General features: G+C 71.8%; 18 protein-coding genes. 3 read left to right on the top strand and 15 right to left on the bottom strand.

Going from position 1 to position 21,199, the window contains the following annotated elements; all coding sequences use genetic code 11:
• Positions 1-69: 69 nt before the first annotated feature.
• The 8 genes from ACFVYE_RS06310 to ureA form a co-directional block, all read right to left on the bottom strand.
• Positions 70-1,419 (bottom strand): transcriptional regulator, encoded by a 1,350-nt coding sequence (locus ACFVYE_RS06310; protein WP_389604340.1) that lies wholly within the window; start codon positions 1,417-1,419, stop codon positions 70-72.
• Positions 1,420-1,769: 350 nt separating this feature from the next.
• The gene (pheT, locus tag ACFVYE_RS06305; RefSeq protein WP_383974789.1) at positions 1,770-4,283 is read right to left on the bottom strand and encodes a phenylalanine--tRNA ligase subunit beta; all 2,514 of its coding nucleotides are present in this window, start codon (positions 4,281-4,283) and stop codon (positions 1,770-1,772) included.
• Positions 4,283-5,410 (bottom strand): phenylalanine--tRNA ligase subunit alpha, encoded by a 1,128-nt coding sequence (gene pheS, locus ACFVYE_RS06300; protein WP_383974786.1) that lies wholly within the window; start codon positions 5,408-5,410, stop codon positions 4,283-4,285. Before pheS ends, pheT begins: the two co-directional genes overlap by 1 nt.
• 146 nt (positions 5,411-5,556) lie before the next feature.
• Positions 5,557-6,720 (bottom strand): ATP-binding protein, encoded by a 1,164-nt coding sequence (locus tag ACFVYE_RS06295; protein WP_383974782.1) that lies wholly within the window; start codon positions 6,718-6,720, stop codon positions 5,557-5,559.
• Between the two features lie 138 nt (positions 6,721-6,858).
• Positions 6,859-8,181, bottom strand: a complete 1,323-nt coding sequence (locus ACFVYE_RS06290; protein WP_383974779.1) for an MFS transporter — start codon at positions 8,179-8,181, stop codon at positions 6,859-6,861.
• Positions 8,178-9,920, bottom strand: a complete 1,743-nt coding sequence (locus tag ACFVYE_RS06285; protein ID WP_389604336.1) for an amidohydrolase — start codon at positions 9,918-9,920, stop codon at positions 8,178-8,180. The genes ACFVYE_RS06290 and ACFVYE_RS06285 overlap by 4 nt, the downstream gene beginning before the upstream one ends.
• Positions 9,921-9,939: 19 nt before the next feature.
• Positions 9,940-11,625, bottom strand: a complete 1,686-nt coding sequence (locus tag ACFVYE_RS06280) for an urease subunit alpha (RefSeq protein WP_389604334.1) — start codon at positions 11,623-11,625, stop codon at positions 9,940-9,942.
• Positions 11,622-12,233 carry an urease subunit gamma gene (gene ureA / locus ACFVYE_RS06275; protein ID WP_389604332.1) on the bottom strand — a complete coding sequence of 204 codons (612 nt, stop codon included), beginning with the start codon at positions 12,231-12,233 and terminating at the stop codon, positions 11,622-11,624. Before ureA ends, ACFVYE_RS06280 begins: the two co-directional genes overlap by 4 nt.
• Before the next feature lie 121 nt (positions 12,234-12,354).
• Here ureA and ACFVYE_RS06270 point away from each other — a divergent pair, with 121 nt between their 5' ends.
• Positions 12,355-13,542, top strand: a complete 1,188-nt coding sequence (locus ACFVYE_RS06270) for a PucR family transcriptional regulator (protein WP_383974767.1) — start codon at positions 12,355-12,357, stop codon at positions 13,540-13,542.
• Here ACFVYE_RS06270 and ACFVYE_RS06265 read toward each other — a convergent pair.
• The 4 genes from ACFVYE_RS06265 to infC form a co-directional block, all read right to left on the bottom strand.
• On the bottom strand, positions 13,539-14,372 hold the full coding sequence (locus tag ACFVYE_RS06265; protein WP_389604330.1) for a TrmH family RNA methyltransferase: 834 nt from the start codon (positions 14,370-14,372) through the stop codon (positions 13,539-13,541). The two genes, ACFVYE_RS06270 and ACFVYE_RS06265, sit on opposite strands and share 4 nt — an antisense overlap.
• Before the next feature lie 125 nt (positions 14,373-14,497).
• Positions 14,498-14,881, bottom strand: a complete 384-nt coding sequence (rplT, locus tag ACFVYE_RS06260) for a 50S ribosomal protein L20 (RefSeq protein WP_003970214.1) — start codon at positions 14,879-14,881, stop codon at positions 14,498-14,500.
• A gap of 114 nt (positions 14,882-14,995) precedes the next feature.
• Positions 14,996-15,190: a 50S ribosomal protein L35 gene (gene rpmI / locus ACFVYE_RS06255; RefSeq protein ID WP_003970213.1), complete on the bottom strand. Its 195-nt coding sequence runs from the start codon at positions 15,188-15,190 to the stop codon at positions 14,996-14,998.
• Between the two features lie 120 nt (positions 15,191-15,310).
• The gene (gene infC / locus ACFVYE_RS06250; protein WP_383974761.1) at positions 15,311-16,048 is read right to left on the bottom strand and encodes a translation initiation factor IF-3; all 738 of its coding nucleotides are present in this window, start codon (positions 16,046-16,048) and stop codon (positions 15,311-15,313) included.
• Between the two features lie 304 nt (positions 16,049-16,352).
• Here infC and ACFVYE_RS06245 point away from each other — a divergent pair, with 304 nt between their 5' ends.
• Positions 16,353-16,715: a DUF1844 domain-containing protein gene (locus tag ACFVYE_RS06245; RefSeq protein WP_093896122.1), complete on the top strand. Its 363-nt coding sequence runs from the start codon at positions 16,353-16,355 to the stop codon at positions 16,713-16,715.
• A 106-nt stretch (positions 16,716-16,821) separates the two neighbouring features.
• On the opposite strand, the gene ACFVYE_RS06240 is transcribed toward ACFVYE_RS06245, so the two are convergent.
• Entirely contained in the window at positions 16,822-17,550 is a 729-nt protein-coding gene (locus ACFVYE_RS06240; protein WP_389604327.1) for an SseB family protein, read from the bottom strand.
• Positions 17,551-17,682: 132 nt separating this feature from the next.
• Here ACFVYE_RS06240 and ACFVYE_RS06235 point away from each other — a divergent pair, with 132 nt between their 5' ends.
• Positions 17,683-18,594, top strand: a complete 912-nt coding sequence (locus tag ACFVYE_RS06235; protein WP_383963858.1) for a serine hydrolase — start codon at positions 17,683-17,685, stop codon at positions 18,592-18,594.
• 29 nt (positions 18,595-18,623) lie between these two features.
• Here ACFVYE_RS06235 and mycP read toward each other — a convergent pair whose 3' ends face one another.
• On the bottom strand, positions 18,624-19,820 hold the full coding sequence (gene mycP, locus ACFVYE_RS06230; RefSeq protein WP_389604324.1) for a type VII secretion-associated serine protease mycosin: 1,197 nt from the start codon (positions 19,818-19,820) through the stop codon (positions 18,624-18,626).
• Entirely contained in the window at positions 19,817-20,707 is an 891-nt protein-coding gene (locus tag ACFVYE_RS06225; RefSeq protein ID WP_383963871.1) for a hypothetical protein, read from the bottom strand. The genes mycP and ACFVYE_RS06225 overlap by 4 nt, the downstream gene beginning before the upstream one ends.
• Between the last annotated feature and the right edge of the window lie 492 nt (positions 20,708-21,199).

Raw genomic sequence — 21,199 nt, 5'->3', positions numbered from 1 at the left:
CAAGTAGGTGACAACATCGCAGCAGGAGCCGGACCGGAGGGGAACGTACCGGTACCCGCGGGTCCGAACTCACAGCGGTACGCGCAACGCCCCGTCGATCAGTTCGGCGGCCCGCCCCGCGTCGGCGCAGCCGCTCGCGATCAGATCCTCGCGCACCGCACGCAGCCGGTCGCGCAGCCGTTGCGACTCCATGCCCCTGGCCCGCTCCGCCATCTCCACGGCCGTGGCCGCCGCCCGGTCCGCCTCGCCCTGACGCAGCTCGATATGGGTCAGCATGGCCAGCCGGTGCACCCGGCCCCGGTCGTGCGCAGGGGTCCGCGCGGCCGTCACCGCGTGTTCCCTGGCTCCCGGCAGATCTCCGAGGCTGAGCAGGGCCTCGGCCACCTGCACATCGACCAGGCCCGGCTGGACGTACCCCGTCTCGTCCGGTTCATGGCCCGCCCGGATGCGTCCGGCCTCCGACTCGGCGCGCCGGACGCACTCCAGGGCGCTTGTGGCGTCGCCGATCCGGGCGTACGCCTTGGCCTGCATCGCGTACAGATCGGCGGCCAGCGCGGGAGTGATGTGCCGGCCGGCGGCCCGTAGCGCCGCCTGCGCGAAGGCCACCGACTGCCGGTAGTCGGCGAGGAACAGCGACTGGTTGACCAGCAGGGCGATCACATAGCCGCCGAGCCCCCGGTCGCCGCTCGCCTTGGCCAGCCGCAGTGCCTGGTGGAAGTAGCGCTGGGCGAGCCCGTGCGCGTCGGAGTCGTAGGCGCAGATGCCCGCGACCGCCACCAGCCCGCCCGTCGCCCGGTGCAGTTGGCGCCCCATCGCGTCGCTGTAGCTGCCGCGCAGCAGCGGGGCGGTCCCTGTGTTGAGGAAGCCGACGATGCGGGAACGGGTCGCGATTCCGCCTGCCCTGCGGTACATCAGTTCGTAGTGGGCACGGGCCGCGCGCAGGGTCACTATGTCGGCCACGCAGACCCGGGTCGGGCCGCTGCGGGAGACGTCGACGTCCTCCGGCGGGTTCTCCCACTCCCAGACGGGCATCACCGCGGTGGTGCCCGTGACGGCGGCCGCGGCGAGTATGTGCGGGCGCTGCTGGTCGTCGGAACGCCACTGCGCGGTGGCCCGCTCGACGAATCCGGTGAGCGTGGATCCGGGCACGGCCGTGCCGGCGCCCGGGGTCGCCATGCCGATGTCGTCCAGCGAAAGAGACCTGTTCAGCCGGCTCCCGAGCACTTCACAGATCAGGTCCGGCACCTGGCCGCGCGGGCGCTGCCCTTTCAACCACCGTGCCACCGCGGTGTGTTCGTACCGCAGGCACAGTCCGCGGGAACGGCCGGCCCGGTTGATGTGCGCGGCGAGGCCCGCCCGGGAGACGCCGGCCTCCCCGATCAGGGCCTCCAGCAGAATGTTGGGCTCCGTTGCCCCCATTTGCCCCTCCGGTGATTCGGCACGCCGAGGCGTGTCGCACCAGTGGAGCACGATTCACACGGGGTGTGAACGCAATGCCCGAACTGTCCCGCTGCGCACTCTGCTGCGCCGGTGCTCGGATCGGTTGAATCAGTCGTCTCGCAAGAGGCGGCCGGGTCGTCTGCTCCCCCTCGTACAGTCGACGACCCGCACCCGCACCGTCCGTCTCCGCCGACCTGCCCGACACTCCGTGGCGGCGCGGACGGTGCGGGCAACGCCCGCGAGCGGTTCTGTGCCGCTCGGCGAGCACAGGAGGGGCGTATCCGGTCAGCGGATACGCCCCTCTTTCATGATGTGTGCCGCATGAGGGGCTACGCGCCCCGCAGCACCGCGCCCGTCCGCTCGGCGGCCAGGGCCACCGCCGCGTCGCGGGCGGCCGTGGCCTCGTCCACGGTCAGCGTGCGGTCCGCCGCGCGGAAGCGCAGCGCGTACGCCAGGGACTTGCGGCCCGCACCGATCTGGTCGCCGGTGAAGACGTCGAACAGCCGCAGCGATTCGAGGAGTTCACCCGCGCCCGCACGCAGCGCGTGCTCCACCTCGGCGGCGGGGACGCTCTCGGCGACGATCAGCGCGACGTCCTGGGTCGCCACCGGGAAGGCGGAGATCCGGGGCGCCCGGAGCGCACCGTCGACGGCCTGCTCCAGGACGTCGAGCTCGACCTCCATGGCGCAGGTGCGCTCCGGCAGGTGGAGCTCCTTGATGACGCGCGGGTGCAGCTCACCGGCGTGCCCGAAGAGGGTCTCCTCGCCGTTCACCGTGACGTACAGCGCGGCGCAGCGGCCCGGGTGCCACGGCGCGTGCTGGTCGCTCCGGACGGTCACCTCGACGCCCGCCTCACGGGCGATCGTACGAGCGGCCTCGATGGAGTCCGCCCAGTCGGCCGGGCGGCCCTTGCCCCACCAGCCGGCCTGCTCGCGGGCGCCCGCGAGGACGACCGCGGCGCGGCGCGGCTGACGCGGCAGCGTGGCGTTGAGCCCCGCGATCTCCTCGTCGGTGGGACGGCGGTCGACGGGCAGCCGTACGGCCTTCGTCTCGCTGCCGGTCGGCCTGAAGACCAGGCCGGTCTCGAAGAGCGCGAGGTCGTGGCTGCCACGGCCGTCGTTGCGCCGCAGTGCGCCGAGCAGGCCCGGCAGCAGCGTGGTGCGCAGCGCCGGCTCCTCGTCGGAGAGCGGGTTGACGAGCTCGACCGTACGGCGGCGGGCGTCGTCGGAGTCGATCCCGAGCTGGTCGAGCACGGCGTCGCCGATGAACGGGTAGTTCAGCGCCTCGACGTAGCCGGCTCCGGCGAGCGCCCGGCCGATCCTGCGGTGCAGCCGCTGACGGTCGGTGAGCCCGCGGCCGGACGGCGGCGTCGGGAGGGTGGACGGGAGGTTCTCGTAACCCTCGAGACGGATGACCTCTTCGGCGAGGTCGTTCGGCTCGCTCAGGTCGGGCCGCCAGGACGGCACGGTGACGAGGAGCTCGTCCTGCCCGTAGACGTCGCAGCCGACCTGCTGGAGGCGGCGTACGACGGTCTCGCGGCCGTAGGCGACACCGGCCACCCGGTCGGGGTGGTCCGCGGGCATCGCGATGGTGCGCGGTGCGGAGGGGGCGGCCACCTCGGTGACACCGGCCTCGGCGGTGCCGCCGGCGAGCAGCACCAGCAGGTCGACGGTGCGCTGTGCGGCGGCGGCCGCGGCCTGCGGGTCGGCGCCGCGCTCGAAGCGCTTGGACGCCTCGGAGGACAGCTTGTGGCGGCGCGCGGTCCGGGCGATCGAGATCGCGTCGAAGTGCGCGGCCTCGATGACGACCTCGGTGGTGCTGTGCGCGTCCTCCCGGACGTCCGCGATCTCGGTGTTGGCTCCGCCCATGACACCCGCGAGGCCGATCGGCCCGCGGTTGTCGGTGATGACCAGGTCCTCGGCGTCCAGGACGCGGACCGTGCCGTCGAGGGTGGTGAGCTTCTCGCCCTGCTGGGCGCGGCGCACCCCGATCGGCCCGTCGATGCGGGTGCGGTCGTAGGCGTGCAGCGGCTGGCCGAGCTCCAGCATCACGTAGTTGGTGATGTCGACGGCGAGCGAGATCGGGCGCATCCCGGCCTTCTGCAGCCTGCGCTGCAGCCAGATCGGGGAGCGTGCCTCGGACTGCAGGCCGACGACGGTGCGCGCGGTGAACCTGTCGCAGCCGATCGGGTCGGCGACCTTGACCGGGTAACCGAACGCGTTCGGCGCGGGCACGTCGAGAAGGGCCGGGTCGCGCAGCGGCAGCCCGTAAGCGATGGCGGTCTCGCGGGCGACGCCACGCATGGACAGGCAGTAGCCGCGGTCCGGCGTGACGGCGATGTCGAGGACCTCGTCGACGAGCTGGAGCAGCTCGATCGCGTCGGTGCCGACCTCGTGCTCCGGCGGCAGCACGATGATGCCGTGCGTGCCGTCGTCGCCCATGCCGAGCTCGTCGGTGGAGCAGATCATGCCGTGCGAGGTCTTGCCGTACGTCTTGCGTGCGGCGATCGCGAAGTCGCCGGGCAGGACGGCGCCCGGGAGGACCACGACGACCTTGTCGCCGACGGAGAAGTTACGGGCTCCGCAGACGATCTCCTGCGGCTCGCCGGTGCCGTTGGCGTTGCCGACGTCGACCGTGCAGAAGCGGATGGGCTTCTTGAAACCCTCCAGCTCCTCGATGGTCAGTACCTGTCCGACGACCAGCGGGCCCTTGAGGCCGGCACCGATCTGCTCGACGGTCTCGACCTCCAGACCCACGGCGACGAGCTTGGCCTGTACATCACGGCCGGTCTCCGTCGCCGGCAGGTCGACGTACTCCCGCAGCCAGGAAAGCGGGACGCGCATCAGATCTCCATCCCGAACGGCCGGGTGAACCGGACGTCACCCTCGACCATGTCTCGCATGTCTTCGACGTTGTGGCGGAACATCAGCATCCGTTCGATGCCGAACCCGAAGGCGAATCCGCTGTACTTCTTGGGGTCGACACCGCAGGCGATGAGCACCTTGGGGTTGACCATGCCGCAGCCGCCGAGCTCGATCCAGCCCTCGCTGCCGCAGGTGCGGCAGGGGCGGTCCGGGTTGCCGACGGAGGCGCCGCGGCAGACGTAGCAGACCATGTCCATCTCGGCGGACGGCTCGGTGAACGGGAAGAAGTTCGGCCGGAGCCGGGTCTTCATGTCCGGGCCGAAGAGCGCCTGGACCATGTGGTCGAGGGTGCCCTTGAGGTCGGCCATGGTGAGGCCCTCGTCGATGGCGAGCAGCTCGATCTGGTGGAAGACCGGGGTGTGCGTCGCGTCGAGCTCGTCGGTGCGGTAGACGCGGCCGGGGCAGACGACGTAGACGGGGGGCTCACGGTCGAGCAGGGTGCGGGCCTGTACCGGCGAGGTGTGCGTACGCAGCACGACACCGGACTCGTCGTTCCTGGCACCGTCGGCGCCCTGGATGAAGAAGGTGTCCTGCATCTGCCGGGCCGGGTGGTCGGGCACGAAGTTCAGGGCGTCGAAGTTGAACCACTCCGCCTCGACCTCGGGGCCCTCCGCGACCTCGTAGCCCATGGCCACGAAGACGTCCGCGACACGCTCCATGAAGGTCGTCAGCGGGTGGCGGGCGCCGGCCGGGATGCGGTCGTAGGGCAGCGTGACATCCACCGCCTCCTCGACCAGCACGCGGGCGTCCCGCTCGGCCTCCAGCTCCGCCTGACGGGCGGCGAGGGCCTTGCTCACGGCGCCGCGGGCCTGGCCCACGCGCTTGCCCGCCTCGGCCTTGGCCTGCGGCGGCAGGGCGCCGATCTCCCGGTTGGCGAGCGACAGGGGCGAGGTACCACCGGTGTGCGCGGTCTTCGCCTGGGCGAGCGCGTCGAGGTCACCGGCGGCGGCGAAGGCGGCGAACGCCTCGTCCCGCATGCGCTCGATCTCTTCCGGTTTCAGTGCCTCGACCTCGACTGGGTCGTACGACTTGTTCGGTGCCGACATCTCTTCCCGTGCTTCCGATTGGCTGGTACTGCGCTTACCGGGGAATACCCCCGGACCCCCATGGCCCCGCTCGACGACTGGAGGACGCAAAGGTGCCAAAGGTCGAGTCTAAGGGTCACAGGATGTGTGGGAGGCCCGTGGGCTGCTCAGACCAGGTAGGCCGGCGTGCTCACGGGCAGAATAAATCGGAATTCCGCGCCGCCGCCGGGACCGCGGCCGACCGTGATCGTGCCGCCGTGCGCCTCGACGATGCCCTTGACGATGTAGAGGCCCAGGCCCGTACCGCCGCGCTTGCTCCCCCGCCAGAAGCGGGTGAAGACACGGCCCATCGACTCCTCGGGGATGCCGGGGCCTTCGTCGCTCACGGTGACGGCCGTTCCCTTCTCGTCGCTCTTCGCGGGTGCGGGTGCGACTTCAATGGTGACGGTTCCCTCGCCGTGGCGCACCGCGTTTTCCAGCAGGTTGCCGAGCACCTGGTCGACCTTGTCCGGGTCGGCCCAGACCGCGGGCAGCGGCTGGCAGGTACGGACGAGGAAGCGGTCGGGGGTCTGGCCGTTCGCGGTGAGGGCCTGGATGTGGCGTTCGACGGCGGCGGAGAGGTCCACGGGCTGCCGTCGCAGCTCCAGCCGGCCGGAGTCGATCCGGGAGATGTCGAGCAGTTCGGCAATGAGCCGGGTGACGCGGCCCGCGTCGGCGTCGACGGTCTCCAGCATCAGGCGCTTCTGGTCGTCGGTGAACCGTTCCCACTTGGCGAGGAGGGTCGCTGTGAAGCCCTTGACGGAGGTCAGCGGGGAGCGCAGCTCGTGGGCGACGGTCGCGATCAGCTCGGCGTGGCTGCGCTCGGTGCGGCGGCGGGCCTCGGTGCCGCGCAGCGAGATCACCAGACGGCGTACGGGACCGGTCGGGTGCTCTCGTACGTACCGTGCGGAGACCAGGACCTCGCGGCCGCCGGGCAGCAGCAGATTGCGCTCGGGCTGACCGACCCGGGTGGCGAGGCCGCCGTACGGATCGGTCAGCGCCCACCAGCGGCGGCCCTTGAGGTCCTCCAGCGGCAGCGCGTGCTCCAGGGGGCGGCCGAGAGCGGCGGCCCGGGGCACGGCGGTGATCCGGGCGGCCGCGGAGTTGAAGCAGATGACCCGGCCGGTCTCGTCGGCGATGACCAGGCCGTCGGGGAGGTCGTCGGGATCGACGGTCGCATCGACGGGTCCGAGGTCCGGCCCTTCGGCCGGTTCGCCCGCCGTGCCGGGGCCTTCACCGGCGCGCACGACGGCCGCGTGTGTCTCGCGCGGCCTGCTCATGCCGACAGCCATATCCCGTACCCCACCTCTCGAACCGGTGCAGTGGGCCCCCGAGTTCGTCACCCTACTAGTCGTCGGTGACGGAGCGACACCCTGCGGGGGCGCACTGCTGCGGTCCGCCGTTCGGCGGGGTACGGGGCGTGGCGTCGGTCAGACGGCGACCTCGACGCGGTCACCGGCCGGCCTGGCCGCCCGTTCACGCCTCATGAGCGATCCGGAAGCGAACGATCCGGCGGCCGTGCAGGCCGCGATCACCATCAGGAGCAGGGCCGCACCCCACGAGGCACCGTTCGCCGCGCCGGTCAGCGAGGTGGCGAGCAGCGGTACGAATCCGGCCACGACGCCCGCGAGGTTGTAGGACATCGCGACGGCGCTGTAGCGGAACGCCTCGGGGAACATTCCGGAGACCACGGCGCCGATGGGGGCGTACGGAATGGAGAGTGCGCCGATCCCGAGCCCCACCCCGAGGTAGACCAGTGCGGGCTTGCCGGTGTCGACGAGCCAGAAGGCCGGGAAGGCGACGGCCATCGTGATGAGGCCGCCGATGGCACAGACCGTCCAGGCGCCGATCCGGTCGGCGATCCGCCCCGCCACGACGAGCACGACGATCTCGACGATCGAGCCGATGACGGTGGCGTTCAGCATCACGGACTTGTCGATGCCCAGCTCGTCGGTGCCGTACGAAATGATGAACGTGGTCATCAGGAAGAAGCCGCCGACGCCGAGCAGGGCCGCGCCGATGCCGATGATCATGCGGCCCCAGGTGCGGCGGAACGCCTCGATGAGCGGTGCGGGCTTCGGGCCGTTCTTCTCGGCGTCGGCGAGCATCGCGTGGAAGACCGGCGACTCCTCGATCCGCAGCCGCATGTAGAGCGCGAAGCCGAGCAGCGGGAACGCGGCGAGGAACGGCAGGCGCCAGCCCCAGGAGTAGAAGGAGTCGTCGGGCAGCATCCCGACGAGGGCGAACGCGCCGGACGAGATCAGGGTGCCGACGGGCGAGCCGAGCTGCGGGATCGAGGAGTAGCTGCCGTGCTTCTCCTTCGGCGTGTGCTCCAGCGTGAGCAGCATGGCGCCGCTCCACTCACCGCCGACCGAGATCCCCTGCAGGAAGCGGAGGAGTGCGAGCAGGACGGGGGCCCAGATGCCGATGGTGGCGTAGCTGGGCAGCAGGCCGATACAGCCGGTGGTGACGCCCATCATCACGACGGTGATGATCAGGGCGACCTTGCGGCCGTAGCGGTCTCCGATGTGACCGAAAACGGCCGCACCGATGGGCCGGGCGACAAAGCCCACGGCGAAGGTGACGAAGGACGCGATGGTGCCCACGGCCGGGTCCAGCTCGGGGAAGAAGAGCCGGTTGAAGACCAGGGCGGCGGCGGTGCCGTAGAGGAAGTAGTCGTACCACTCCAGGGCGGTGCCGGTGAAGGCGGCGATCAGCAGTCGCCGGATGTCCTTGATGTCGGGCGAGCTCACACGTTCTCCTGGGGACGGAGGGCCTGGTGGCCTTGAGGGGACGGGGGAACGGGCTGTACGGGTGTGAGGGGGGCGGCCTGGGCCGCGAGGCCGTGCGGGTCGTGGACGGGATCGCCGTCCACGACGGTCGCGAGGACCTGGAGCGAGCCGATCCGGTCCGGATCGGTGCGGAGCGGGTCTGCGTCGAGGATCGTGAGGTCGGCGAGCTGCCCGGGGACGAGGCGTCCCTTGCGGCCGCCGAAGCCGGTGGCGCGGGCGGAGCCCTCGGTCCAGGCGCGCAGGGCGTCGAGGACCGGGACGCGCTCGTCGGGCCCGTACACGGCGCCCGAGCCGGTGCGCCGCTGGACCATGGCCTGGATGGCGGGCAGCGGGGCTCCGGGGGCGACGGGCCGGTCGGAGCTGCCGGGTACGGGCAGGCCGAGGTCGAGCAGCGAGCGCAGCCGATAGGACCAGGCCGTGCGCTGCGCGCCGAGCGACTCGGCCATGGCGTCGCCGAACGCCGGCAGGAAGTTGTGCTGCGGTACGGGGATCACGCCGAGCTCGGCGAACCGGCCGAGTTGGTCGGGGCGGACCACTCCGGCATGTTCGATGCGGTGGTGCACGCCGGGGCGCGGGAGCTCGCGCTGAGCGCGGGTGAATGCGTCGAGCGCGAGGTCGACGGCCCGGTCGCCGATGGCGTGGGCGGCGACGGTCCAGCCGGAGCGGTGGGCGGCGACGACGGTTTCGGTCATGGCGTCGGCGTCGTTCTGGAGGTATCCGGTGGGGTTGGCCGCCTCTGCCTCGTTGTGCGGGCAGCCGCAGAAGGGTTCGGTGACGGCGGCGGTCCGCCCGAGCAGGGAGCCGTCCAGGAAGATCTTGACGGGCCCCAGGGAGAGCCGGTCGTCGCCGAAGCCGGTGCGCATCCCGAGGTCGAGCCCGAGGCCGATGCCGTCGTCGATGTGCGAGACCAGCGGGTGCAGGACGTCGGAGGCGGCCATCAGCTGGGCGCGGGTGTGGAGTCTGCCGGTGTCGCGGGCGAGCTGGTAGGCGGCGAGTTCGACCGGGGTGTGGCCGATCCAGCCGCCGCCGATGCCGGCCTCGGTGAAGCTGGTGATGCCTTCGGTGAGGTAGTGCCGGGTGGCGGCTCCGACGGCGTCGGCGACGGTCTCCACGGGGTACGGGAGCACGTGCCGCTGCACGAGGCGCTGGGCGGTCTCCTCCAGGAGTCCGTCGGGCCGGCCGTCCTCGTCGCGGGAGACGACCCCGCCGTCCGGATCGGTGAAGCCGCCGGCCAGGATGCCCGCGAGGCGCAGCACCGGGGTGTTGACGACGCAGGCGTGCCCGGAGGTGTGCTTCAGCCACACCCGTCGGCCGCCCGCGGCCCGGTCGAGGGCGTCGCGGTGCGGGTAGCGCCCGCCGGTCCGGTTGTGGTCGAGTCCGGCGCCGATCACCCAGGCGTCCCCGGGCAGCGTGGCGGCGTACTCGGCCACGGCGTCGTACACCTCGTCGACGGTCCGTGCGCCGGAGACGTCGAGCTGGGTGAGGGTGAGGCCGAACCACGCGGTGTGGCAGTGGGCGTCGTTGAAGCCGGGCACGACCGTGGCACCGCCCGCGTCGATGACCCGTGCGGCGGGGAGGTGCTCGACCTCCTCGTCGAGCCCGACGATGCGGCCGTGCAGGGCACCGAGGGTGCGGGCGGTGGGCCGGGCGTCGTCGAGGGTCAGGATGTTCGCGTTGCGGACCAGCAGATCGAGTTTCACGGGCGAGGGTCTTTCGGGCTCAGGCGAGGTGGTGCAGCTGGGCGAGCGGCACGGCGTCGGCGGCGGGGGTTGTGGTGGGGACGCCGTCGACCAGGACCGGTGCCGGCTCGCGGGGCACCAGGACGTGCGGGGTCGCGGTGTTGTGGAGCATGTCGGCGCGGGTGAGGCCGCGGGAGCCGCGGATCGGCGCGTAGGTGAGTCCCTTGGGCAGCGCCGCCCGGGCGGCCCGGTCCGCCAGCGCGGCCTCGGCGACGAAGATCCGGGAGAGCCGCGCGGGCGCCTGGCCGAGGGCGCCGAAATAGCGCTTGTACGTGCGGGGCTGGGTCAGCCGGGTCGATCCCGAACCGGACCCCGTGTTGCCCCACGCCACGAACCCGGCCTTGATGACCAGTTCGGGCTTCGAGCCGAAGTAGGCGGGGTGCCAGAGCACCAGGTCGGCGAGGCGCCCCACCTGGGCGGTGCCGACCTCGTGCGCGAGGCCGTGGGCGATCGCCGGGTTGAGGGTGATCTTGGCGAGGTAGCGCAGGGCCCGCCGGTTGGCACGGTGCTCGACGCCGCCCTCCCCGGCCGCCAGTGCCTGGAGGTGCGCGAGCTGCCAGGTGCGGCGGACGGTCTCGGCGATGCGGCCCATGCCCATGGAGTCGGAGTTGACGATGGAGATCGCGCCGAGGTCGTGCAGGGCGTTCTCGGCGGCGATGGCATGGGCGCGGATACGGCCCCTGGAGATCTCCACATCGCTGGGGGAGTGGTGGTTCTGCCGGTGCACGGTCATCGTCATCGGGAAGAGTTCCCCGACAGTGTTCGGGGTGTACGGGATGGTCGGCGTGGTCGACGACGGCAGGATGTTCGGCTCGGAGAGGATCTCCAGCAGATCGGGGTGACCTCCACCGCCCTCCACGTGGTACGCGTGCACGGTCCGGCCCCGGGTGGAGCCGATGGTGTCACGCAGATAGCCGGACTCGTTCATGGAGTCGGTGTGCAGGGCGACCGGCAGGTCGGCGGCCTCGGCGGTGTCGAGGCAGTTGTCGATGATGCGCGGGGTGGCCCCGAAGTCCTCATGGATCTTGAAGCCGCCGGCCCCTGCGAGGACGGACTCGTCGAGCAGGGTGCGGGAGCTGGACGAACCGCGGGCCAGGAACGCGATGTTGAGCGGGGTGCCCTGCCAGGAGCTCATCAGGGTGTGCAGATTGTGGGCCGGATTGCAGCCGATCTCCCAGACCCCGCCGAGCCCCATGCCGACGAGCGTGGTGACTCCGGCCGCGAGCGCTGCGGGCGCCACCTCGGGCGAGGAGAGATGGACGTGGCTGTCCACGATGCCGGGGGTGGCGATCAGCCCTTCGCCGGGGACGACCGAGGTGTGCGAGTCGATGGCGTACTCGACCGGCATCACGTCCGGGTTGCCGACGCCGCCGACGGAGACGATCCGGCCGTCCTTGATGCCGATGTCGGTCTTGCGGACGCCGAGAACCGGGTCCATGAGGACGACTCCGGCGACCACCATGTCCAGGGCGGAGTCCCGGTCGGAGCGGGGCGAGGCCAGCAGCCCGTCGCGTACGGTCTTGCCGCAGCCGCCGAGCAGTTCGTCGCCGGGGGTGCCGTCGTCGGCCTCCACCTCGACCCAGAGGGAGGTGTCGCCGAGCCGGATGCGGTCACCGGTGGTGGGACCGTACAGAGCGTTGTACGTACGGCGGTCGATGCTGGTCATGCGCGCTGCTCCTCGGACTGGGCGTGCTGCGGGTGACGGGAGAGGGGGATCAGCGAGACCTCCCGGGACTCCCCCGGTTCGAAGGCCAGCGCGGTGCCGGCCGCGATGTCCAGCCGCAGACCGCGCGCCGCTTCCCGGTCCAGCTCCAGGGCCGCGTTCACCTCGTGCAGCGGATAGTGCGAGGAGACGAACACCGTACGGTCACCGGTGTTGCGGAGGGTGAGGGTGGTGCGCGGACGCCCCTCGTTGATCCGTACCGGATCGGGGGCGGTCCGTACGGCACCGGGTGCGGTGTCGGGTGTCCCCGGGCCGATCGGCCGGTCGACGGCGACCAGGGCGGTGCCGCTCGGGAAGAGCGCCTCGACCTGCACGGTGGTGACGATGTCGGCCACGCCGTCCATCACGTCGGCCTCGGTGAGCACGGAGCGGCCCACCTCGATCACTTCGTCCAGACCGAGCCCGTCCCAGGCGGCTTCCAGCACCTCGTCGCAGATCAGCGCGATGGCCTCCGGCGTGTTCAGCAGCCGGCCGCGCGCCCTGCGGCGGCGGGCCAGTTCGGCGACGGTGAACAGCTGGAGACGCTCCTGCTCGCGAGGCGTCAGATGCACTGCCAGGACCTCCCTGAATGCGGTGGGCCCGGAGGGGGATTCCGGATTGCCTCAGCTTCAAGGGCAACGAGCACAGATCCAACGTCGAAACATCACCCGTACAGCCCCTTACATTGGTCATATGCACACTCCGGATTCCGGTTTCCCTCCCCCGTCCCGTCGGATCGCCGAGCTCGCGGGCCAGTGCCTGGACAACATCGACGGTCTGATCGGCCAGTGGATGGAGATGATCAATCCGGTCCGGAGCGCCTATGCGGACCGAGTGCCGGACGCCGATTTCCGCAGTTCCGCCTGGCAGGCGTTCGAGCTGCTGCTGCGTACGGTGGCGCAGCTTCCGGTGCCCGTGCACATCGCCGGGGTGTCGCAGCGCGTGGGTGAGCAGCGGGCCCGCCAGGGCGTCCCGCTGGATTCGCTGCTGGAAGCGGCCCGGCTGGACTTCCGGGTGGTGTGGGCGGCGCTGGTCCAGCGGGCGGACGAGGAGGACATGGCGGAGCTGGTGACGTCCGCGTACCACGTATGGGAGGCCGTCGAGTCCCATGTCACGGGCATCATGACGGCGTATCAACGCACGGTTCTGGAAATGGGCCGGCGCCAGGAGGACGAGCGGCGGATGTGGTTCTCCCGGCTGCTGGAGAGCGAGGGCCACAACCCGACGGTGGTACGGAACGCGGCGCTGGCCCTGGGCTTCGACGGCGCGGGCACGTTTCTGTGCGCGGCGGCCCCGGCGGCGGAGGGTTCGGGGCTGCACCGGGCCGCGACGGCGCTGCGCGCGGCGGGTGCTCCGGTGCAGTACCAGGCGGTCGGCGGGGACGCGGTGCTGGTGGTGGAGCTGGGCCGGCGCACCACGTGGCAGTCGGTGCTGGTCCGGCTCGCGTCCACCCCGTGCGGTGTCTCGCCGCAGGCGAACGGGCTCGCAGCGGTACCCAGGGCGGCGGTGCTGGCCATCGCGACGGCGCAGATGCTGCCGCCGGACGCCCATTCACCGAGGCTGCTGGAGGACAGCTGGCTGGATGTGCTGGTGCGGCGGGCCGGGGACTTCGGCACGGATCTGGCCGCCGATGTGCTGGGCGGTCTCGACGGCCCCGGAGTGTCGGCCACGGAGGCGGCACGTCTGCTGGAGACCGTCACCGAGCATCTGCGCGGCAACGGCTCCATCGCGGACACCGCGGCCGCGCTGTACTGCCACCGCAACACGGTCCAGCACCGCTTCGCCCGCTTCCACGAGCTGACCGGCCGCGACGTCCGGCGCCCCGACGACGCGGCACTGGTCGCGGTGGCCCTGCGGGCCAGGACCGCGGCCGCGGATTAGCGGCGCGGGCGCTGGGCCCGTGCGGAGGCGTACAGGCAGACGGCCGCCGCCGTCGCCAGATTGAGGCTCTCCGCCTTGCCGTGGATCGGCACCCTCACGACGGCGTCGGCCAGCGCCCGGGTCTCCTCCGGCAGGCCCCAGGCCTCGTTGCCGAAGACCCAGGCGGTCGGCCCGCCCATGGTCCCCGCGTCCAGCTCGTCGTCGAGGTCGTCGTCGCCCGCTCCGTCGGCGGCGAGAATCCGTACGCCCGCGTCCCTCAGCCCCTGCACGGCCTGCTCCACCGGAACACCGACGGCGACCGGCAGATGGAAGAGCGAGCCGACCGAGGCCCTGACGGACTTGGGGTTGTAGAGGTCCACCGAGGCATCGGTGAGCACGACGGCGTCGGCACCCGCGGCGTCGGCGCAGCGCAGCACCGTACCGGCGTTCCCCGGGTCGCGTACATGGGCGAGGACGGCGACCAGCTTCGGCTTCGCGGCGAGGATCGCGTCGAACGGCGAGTCGAGGAAGCGGCAGACACCGATGAGGCCCTGCGGGGTGACGGTCTGCGACACATCGGCGAGCACATCTCCGTCCGCGAGGTGCACCCGGGCGCCGGCCGCGTGGGCGGCGTCGACGATGTCGGCGTACCGCTCGGCCGCCTCGACGGTGGCGAACAACTCGATCAGCGTCGCCTCGCCGTCGCTGCCGCGGTGCCCGGCGGCCTCGCGCACGGCCTGCGGCCCCTCGGCGATGAACCTGCGCTCCTTGCCGCGGAAGTTGCGCTTGGCCAGCCGCCGGGCGGCGGTGACGCGCGGCGATCGCGGGGAGATCAGTTCGGGGGTGCCCATGGTCGGCGGCGAGCCTCTCTGCGTACGGAGGTGACGGACGTACGGAACATGTCGTGCAACGCACCGGACCCGCAGACGACGAGCGCCTGCGGGTCCGGCTCAGAAGCCAAGAAGTGCGACCTGGATCAGGCGGCCTTCGGGGCGTTGACGTCGCTCGGGAGGGCCTTCTGGGCAACCTCGACGAGGGCGGCGAACGCGTTGGCGTCGTTGACCGCGAGCTCGGCCAGGATCTTGCGGTCCACCTCGATGTTGGCGGCCTTCAGACCCTGGATGAGGCGGTTGTACGTCATGCCGTTCTGGCGGGCAGCGGCGTTGATGCGCTGGATCCACAGCTGACGGAAGTCGCCCTTGCGCTTCTTGCGGTCGTTGTAGTTGTAGACCAGGGAGTGGGTGACCTGCTCCTTGGCCTTGCGGTACAGGCGCGAGCGCTGACCGCGGTAACCGCTGGCGGCCTCGAGGATTGCCCGGCGCTTCTTGTGGGCGTTGACTGCCCGCTTGACGCGTGCCACTTGTTAACTCCTTGTAGCGGGGCTGGTGTTCACGGTATCGACTCACCCAGCCCGGAAACGAATTGGTCCCGGTGTGATCGAGGTCGCGCCCCCGGATTCACCGGGGGCCGAGCCTCACTTGCCGAGAAGCTTCTTGATCTTCTTGGCGTCGGCCGGAGCCACGACGACCGTGCCGGTCAGCGAGCGGGTCTTCTTGGACGACTTGTGCTCGAGCAGGTGGCGCTTGCCGGCCCTCTCGCGGAGCACCTTGCCGGAGCCGGTGATCTTGAAGCGCTTGCTGGCACCGCTGTGCGTCTTGTTCTTCGGCATCGCGCCGTTCTCTCCTCGTCAGTGGCGCCCCTCGCGGTGCGGGCACCGGACAGCAGGGGCGTCAGATCTTGGTGGGAATTCCGGGGAGACCCGGGGCCGCCTGGATGGCGACCCCTGAGATCACGCCTCGGAAGGTGTCTCGGCCGGAGCCTCGGACTGCGCTTCGGCAGCCTCGCCCGCAGCTTCGGCGTCGGGGGTGGAACCCTGACGCTCCGCCTTGCGGGCGGCCTGGGCCTCGCGGGCCTCGGCCATGGCTTCGGTCTTCTTCTTGTGCGGGCCCAGAACCATGATCATGTTCCGGCCGTCCTGCTTCGGGTTGGACTCGATGAAGCCGAGTTCCTCCACGTCCGAAGCGAGACGCTGGAGCAGTCGGAAGCCCAGCTCAGGGCGGGACTGCTCACGACCACGGAACATGATCGTGATCTTGACCTTGTCGCCCTGCTTGAGGAACCGGACGACGTGACCCTTCTTGGTGTCATAGTCGTGCGGGTCGATCTTCGGCCGGAGCTTCATCTCCTTGATGACCGTGTGCGCCTGGTTCTTGCGCGCCTCACGGGCCTTCATGGCCGACTCGTACTTGAACTTCCCGTAGTCCATGAGCTTGCACACGGGCGGACGGGCGGTCGCCGCCACCTCGACCAGGTCGAGGTCGTACTCCTGTGCGAGTTCCAGGGCCTTGGCAAGCGGAACAATCCCGACCTGCTCGCCGCTGGGACCGACAAGTCGCACCTCGGGAACGCGAATCCGGTCGTTGATGCGGGGCTCGGCGCTGATGGATCCTCCTCGGTAGCACCACGCGGCCGCCTGGCGGACAGCCACGTAACGTCTGTTTTCCTGAGACCAACCGCACCAGCACATCAAAAATGCCCCGGACGGGACACAGGCGGGGCTCCTGGAAAACCGGAACACCGCCGCGGTCAACCGCGGGGCGCATCGGGCGGCTCCATCGTCCGTACGGAACGATGGGCGCCACCTGACCGGTGACCCGCTGCCCGAAAGGACAGCCAGGTGGGAGATCGGAGCCTCCACTTGTGGGCCGGGCACATAGCTGCCCAGCCGGTCGTTACACAAGGTTAGCAGCTCCCCGGAACGGGCGCGAACCAGCTCTCGCCCACCGCTCCCGCAGATCGGGCGACACCGGAGTGGGCCTATCGTATGGCCCATGAGTGACGCGACCCCCACCACCGATTCCCCCGGCTTCGACGACATGGCCCGCGACATCGCGGAGGTGCCCGCGGTCGAGGTGATCGTGACGGTCGCGGTCAATCTGATGAGCGCCGCCGCCGTGAAGCTCGGGCTGACCGAGGACGGCGACGAGCACAAGGACCTCGACGAGGCCCGCAAGCTGGTGCATGCGCTGGCCGGCCTGCTGGACGCCAGCACCACCGAGATCAGTTCCTTCCACGCGGCTCCGCTGCGTGACGGCCTGAAGTCCCTGCAGCTGGCGTTCCGCGAGGCATCGCTCGTACCGGACGAGCCCGGCCAGGGCCCCGGCGAGAAGTACACCGGCCCGGTCTTCGGCTGAGCCCGCCCGCCTTCCCTGTTCTTACGACTTACGACTTCTGACGACGTGAGCCCCCGCCCGGGACGGGCGGGGGCTCACGTCGTCGAGCCGGCGGCCGGCTCGGGGATCAGCGCGTGAACAGGGCCTCGCCGGGCGCGGTCGCATCGGCCGGGAGCAGCGCCAGGTCCAGGCCGCGCACCAGGCGGGCGCGCAGGACGTCGTCGGCCGCCAGCAGTTCCGCAACCCGGCGGGCGGCGTCGGCGGGGTCCGCATCGGGTGCGAGGACGAGGGCCAGGGTGCCGTCGGCCCGGCCGGGGCCGAGGTGGGCACGGAGCACCGCGGGCTCGGCGGCGACCGCGTCCCGTACCGCCGCGGTGACCGCGGGGTCGTCCAGCGGATCGGCGCTGGTGCGGCCCTCGGCGAGGGCGAGCAGTGCGGAGCCGGTCAGCTCGAATGCGACCGGGCCGGCGAGATCGAGGACGACCGTGTCCGCCTTCTCGTGTGCGGCGGCCTGCAGTGCCTGGTGCAGGGGTACGGCGACGGGGCGGGCCTGCGGATCCCAGCGGGCCAGTGAGGCGGTCGAGGTGAAGGCGGGCAGGGCGCGACGGTCCCCCGCCTGAAGGGTGGGGACTGCCATGTCACTGGTCTTCTCGCGGCGCAGTCCCTTCTCGTCCTCCTCCACCTCCCCCAGGACGGCGACGACAGGGACCAGGAGCCGGGCGCCCTTGAGAGCTTCGAGTACCGGCCCGATGGCCTTCCTGTCCTCGGCCCAGGCGGCGAGTGCCGCGGTCAGGGCCGGGGAGGCCGTGCCGTCGTCGTCGGAGTAACCGGGGTCCGGAATGTTCTTCAGCGCCACAGGGCGAGCGTAGTGCCCGGGGTTTCCCACCCTGGCAACTGGGGGTTTCTTACCCCGGCAACCGGGGGTTTCTTACCCTGACAACAGGTCGGACCCAGCCTGTTCCCAGGTGCCGTTCCTAGCGTCCGGGGCATGTCCCGAAACAGATTCCGCGGCTCCGCCCTGTCCGCATCCGTGACGGCCGTGATCCTGCTGGCGGGTTCGGCCGCGGGTGGCATCTGTCTGGCCGGCCGGTCCTCGGATCACGCTCCCCGCGCCGCGGCGTCCGTATCGTCCGTACCGGCCGCCGGGAGCACTCCGGTCCCGGCAACGACGAGTGAGGAGCCGACGGTGGATCTCGACGCGGCGCTGGCCGCGGCGGTGGAGCCGCTGCTGACCGACGTGGGTGACGCGGAGGTGTCCGTCGCCGTGCTGGACACCGGGAGCGGGACGCGGGCGGTCTACGGGGACGGGGCGTACGACACCGCCAGCATCGTCAAGGTCGACATACTCGCGGCGCTGCTGCTCATGGCCCAGGACGAGAAGCGCGCGCTCACCGTCGGCGAGCACGGCCACGCGAGGGCCATGATCGGGTGGAGCGACAACGCCTCCGCCACCGCGCTGCTGCGGGCGATCGGCGGGGCGGAAGCACTCGACGCGGCCAATGAACGCCTGGGCCTGACCGGGACGACGGCGGCGCACGCATGGGGACTGACCCAGACCACGGCGGCGGATCAACTGGCCTTGCTGCAAGCGGTGTTCGGTACGGAATCGGAGCTGAGCGAGGGTTCCCGTACTTATCTGCAGGAGCTGATGGGGCAGGTCGAGGCCGACCAGCAGTGGGGTGTGTCGGCGGCGGGCAGCAGTTGGGCGCTGAAGAACGGCTGGATGCCCCGGACGACGACCGGGCTGTGGGACATCAACAGCATCGGGCGGGTGAGGGCGGAAGGCCGCACCTATCTGGTGGCCGTGCTCTCGGGCGGGCAGCGGACGAAGGAGACGGGGATCGCGGTCGTGGAGTCGGTGGCGAAGGCGGCGGTGGGCGTGCTCGACGCCGCCCGGTGAGCGCGGCCTGAGCGTTGCTGGAGCAGCGTTCAGCGCCGTACGGTGGCCGGCCTGTTGCCCCTGCCTCGCCACAGCACCACGGCGAGTGCCAGCAGGACCGCTCCGAGGCCGCCCGCGACGGGGGCGAGCCAGCCTGCGGGGCCGCTGTCATGGTGATCGGGGGCGGGGCCGGGGCCGAAGTACCGCTTTCGGTATCCGGCCTCCGCGGAGTCGGCACGCAGGCCGGCGGGACGGAGCGCGGCTCCGGCCTTGATCGCCGCGGCGGGGTCGACGATGCCGTACCCGCGGGCGTCGTCACGGCCGGACGCCGGGGCGCTGCGGGCCGTGTCCGTGAGCAGTTGCTTGATCTGGGCGGGCGTCAGTCCCGGATGCGCGGCGCGGACCAGCGCGACCGCGCCCGAGACGAACGCGGAGGCGGCGGAGGTGCCCCACTCCACGTAGTACTGATGGTCGGGGGCGGCGACGACTATGTCGACTCCGGGGGCGCTGACGGCGGCGTACCAGCGTCGGGTGGAGAACGCGGCATGTGTGCCGTACCGGTCGACGGCGGCGACCGCGATCACGCCGGGGTACGCGGCGGGGTACGAGATGTGGTCGCCCTTCTCGCCTCCGTTGCCCGACGAGGCGACGACGACGGCCCCCTTCTTCAGCGCGTACTGGATGGCGGCGTCCTCGCCCGATTCGGGGTGCGCCGACTCGCTGTCGTCGCCGAGCGAGAGGTTGATGACATCGGCGCCGTGGTCGGCGGCCCAGCGGATGCCGTCGGCGAGGGCCGTGCCGCGGGACTCCCGGGCCTTGGCACGGGCCGGGTCGGAGGCTTCGAGGATCACCCGGACCGGGAGGATCTTCGCCTCGGGCGCGATGCCCAGCACTCCGTCGCCGCGTCCTGCACCATGGCCGTGACCTGCGATGATCCCAGCCATCGCGGTGCCGTGCCGGGCCCAGGACCGATCGCCGCGGCCGGCACCGAAGCCGATCATGTCCTTGCCGGGCAGCACCTGGCCCGCCAGGTCGGGGAGGCTGCCGTCGACCCCGGTGTCGACGACGGCGACGGTGATCCCCCTGCCCTTGGTGGTCCGCCATGCCTGATCGGTGTGGAGCGCCTGAAGGCCCCACTGCTGGTCCCGGATGGCATCGGCCCTGGCCGGCGCCGCGGGCAGGAGCGCGAGCGCGGTGGCGGCGCAGACCGCACCCAGGGCGCGGCGGTGGCGGGTGCGGCGGCTCATTCCGGCTTCTCCGTGAGGTCTGTGATGGTCCGGCGCAGACCGCGCTCGATCCGGTCGGCGATTCCCTTGGCCTCGTGGCCGAGCCCGGCCTGGGCGGCGGCCGTGGTGGCGTTCGCGGCGATCGCCTTGTCGACGGGTTGCGGATCGGTGACCGTGCGCCCGTCGGCGAACCCGGAGACCGCGAACACGACGACGGGTACCTCGGTCAGTACATGGACGGTCCAGCTGGCGCGCTGCCGGTCGCCGAACCCGGCGGCGACCGTGCCCTTGACGGGGTACGTACGGGGCATCAGGTCGGTGCGCCGGTCGAGGTGCTGGTCGGTGAAGCGGGTGCTCAGCGCTCTCATGGCCTCGGTGTCGGCCTCGGTGAAGATCACCCCGACCGTGGTGACACTGCTGCTGGTGGCGTCGGTGTAGGTGGCGCGGAGCATGCGCTCGCATCCGACCGGGCCGAGTGTCCTGGCCAGCAGCGGGTCCAGGGCCGACGTACAGCCGCTGTCCGGGGCGACGCCGACCCGGGTCCAGACCCGGTCGGCACCGCCGGGCCCCGCTCCGTCGCCCTTGAGCGTGCGCGGGAAGAGGGTGTCCACGGGGACGCTGTGCCAGGCCGAGCGGCCCACGGTGTACGCGCTGTGGGCGGCTGGGTCGGCCGAGGAGTCGCTGGTGAGCCAGGCGCCGGTGGCCGCACCGCCGATCAGTCCGAGCCCGAGTACGACGCAGGCGGCGGCGGTCGCGGTCCGGACGGGGTGGCGGGTGCGGATGGGGCGCAGCCGGGTGGTGGTCTCCACGGGTGTCTCGGGGAGCGGATGGCGGTACGGGTACGCGTGCGGGACGTACACCTGCCCGGGCGGTGGCGGGGTCGCTCCTGGACGCGGGGTGAGGTCCACGGCGCCGACGGGCCGCCGACGGGTCGCGGCGGGCGGCTGCTCGGGGCGGGGCGGGGCGACGGCGGGCGCGGCGGGCGCGGGCGCGGCGGGCACGGGAGCCGGGGGCACGGGCCGGAGCCGCGCTGTGGTCTCCACGGGCGGGACTTCGCAGGCGTGCGTCGGCTGAGGGGGCGCGACCGGCTTCGGGTCCGGCTGCTGCCGCTGAGGTGCGGGCATCGATGCCGGGGCGGCCGATCCCGCCGGCGCCGCTGGGCCGGGCATCGGCGCCGGTACTGCGGGCGGCGGCGTCTTCGGGCCCGGCGGAACGGGCACGCTCGCGGAGGCCGCGGAAGGGGCCTGCGCGGGATGCGCGGGCGCCGGTGGTGGGGTCGTGGGGCGGGGCGGGACAGGAGCGCGCTGCGCCTCGGTACTCATCCGCCCCCCTGGTCCTGTTCCGTACCGCGCGCGGATCGACGTCACAGGCAGGCCCGTTGGTTGCCGCGTGCCCGTCAC

It is taken from the genome of Streptomyces sp. NPDC058239 (assembly GCF_042882185.1).
Classification (GTDB): domain Bacteria; phylum Actinomycetota; class Actinomycetes; order Streptomycetales; family Streptomycetaceae; genus Streptomyces.
The sequence above is the reverse complement of the archived record's forward strand: the minus strand, read 5'-3'. Positions and strand labels throughout refer to the sequence as shown.

Bases quoted from the DNA above. Each gene is read 5' to 3' on its own strand.
- ACFVYE_RS06310 (WP_389604340.1), bottom strand. From the start codon at position 1,419: ATGGGGGCAACGGAGCCCAACATTCTGCTGGAGGCCCTGATCGGGGAG.
- pheT (WP_383974789.1), bottom strand. From the start codon at position 4,283: ATGCGCGTCCCGCTTTCCTGGCTGCGGGAGTACGTCGACCTGCCGGCG.
- pheS (WP_383974786.1), bottom strand. From the start codon at position 5,410: ATGTCGGCACCGAACAAGTCGTACGACCCAGTCGAGGTCGAGGCACTG.
- ACFVYE_RS06295 (WP_383974782.1), bottom strand. From the start codon at position 6,720: ATGGCTGTCGGCATGAGCAGGCCGCGCGAGACACACGCGGCCGTCGTG.
- ACFVYE_RS06280 (WP_389604334.1), bottom strand. From the start codon at position 11,625: ATGACCAGCATCGACCGCCGTACGTACAACGCTCTGTACGGTCCCACC.
- ACFVYE_RS06270 (WP_383974767.1), top strand. From the start codon at position 12,355: ATGCACACTCCGGATTCCGGTTTCCCTCCCCCGTCCCGTCGGATCGCC.
- ACFVYE_RS06265 (WP_389604330.1), bottom strand. From the start codon at position 14,372: ATGGGCACCCCCGAACTGATCTCCCCGCGATCGCCGCGCGTCACCGCC.
- rpmI (WP_003970213.1), bottom strand. From the start codon at position 15,190: ATGCCGAAGAACAAGACGCACAGCGGTGCCAGCAAGCGCTTCAAGATC.
- infC (WP_383974761.1), bottom strand. From the start codon at position 16,048: ATGTGCTGGTGCGGTTGGTCTCAGGAAAACAGACGTTACGTGGCTGTC.
- ACFVYE_RS06245 (WP_093896122.1), top strand. From the start codon at position 16,353: ATGAGTGACGCGACCCCCACCACCGATTCCCCCGGCTTCGACGACATG.
- ACFVYE_RS06235 (WP_383963858.1), top strand. From the start codon at position 17,683: ATGTCCCGAAACAGATTCCGCGGCTCCGCCCTGTCCGCATCCGTGACG.
- mycP (WP_389604324.1), bottom strand. From the start codon at position 19,820: ATGAGCCGCCGCACCCGCCACCGCCGCGCCCTGGGTGCGGTCTGCGCC.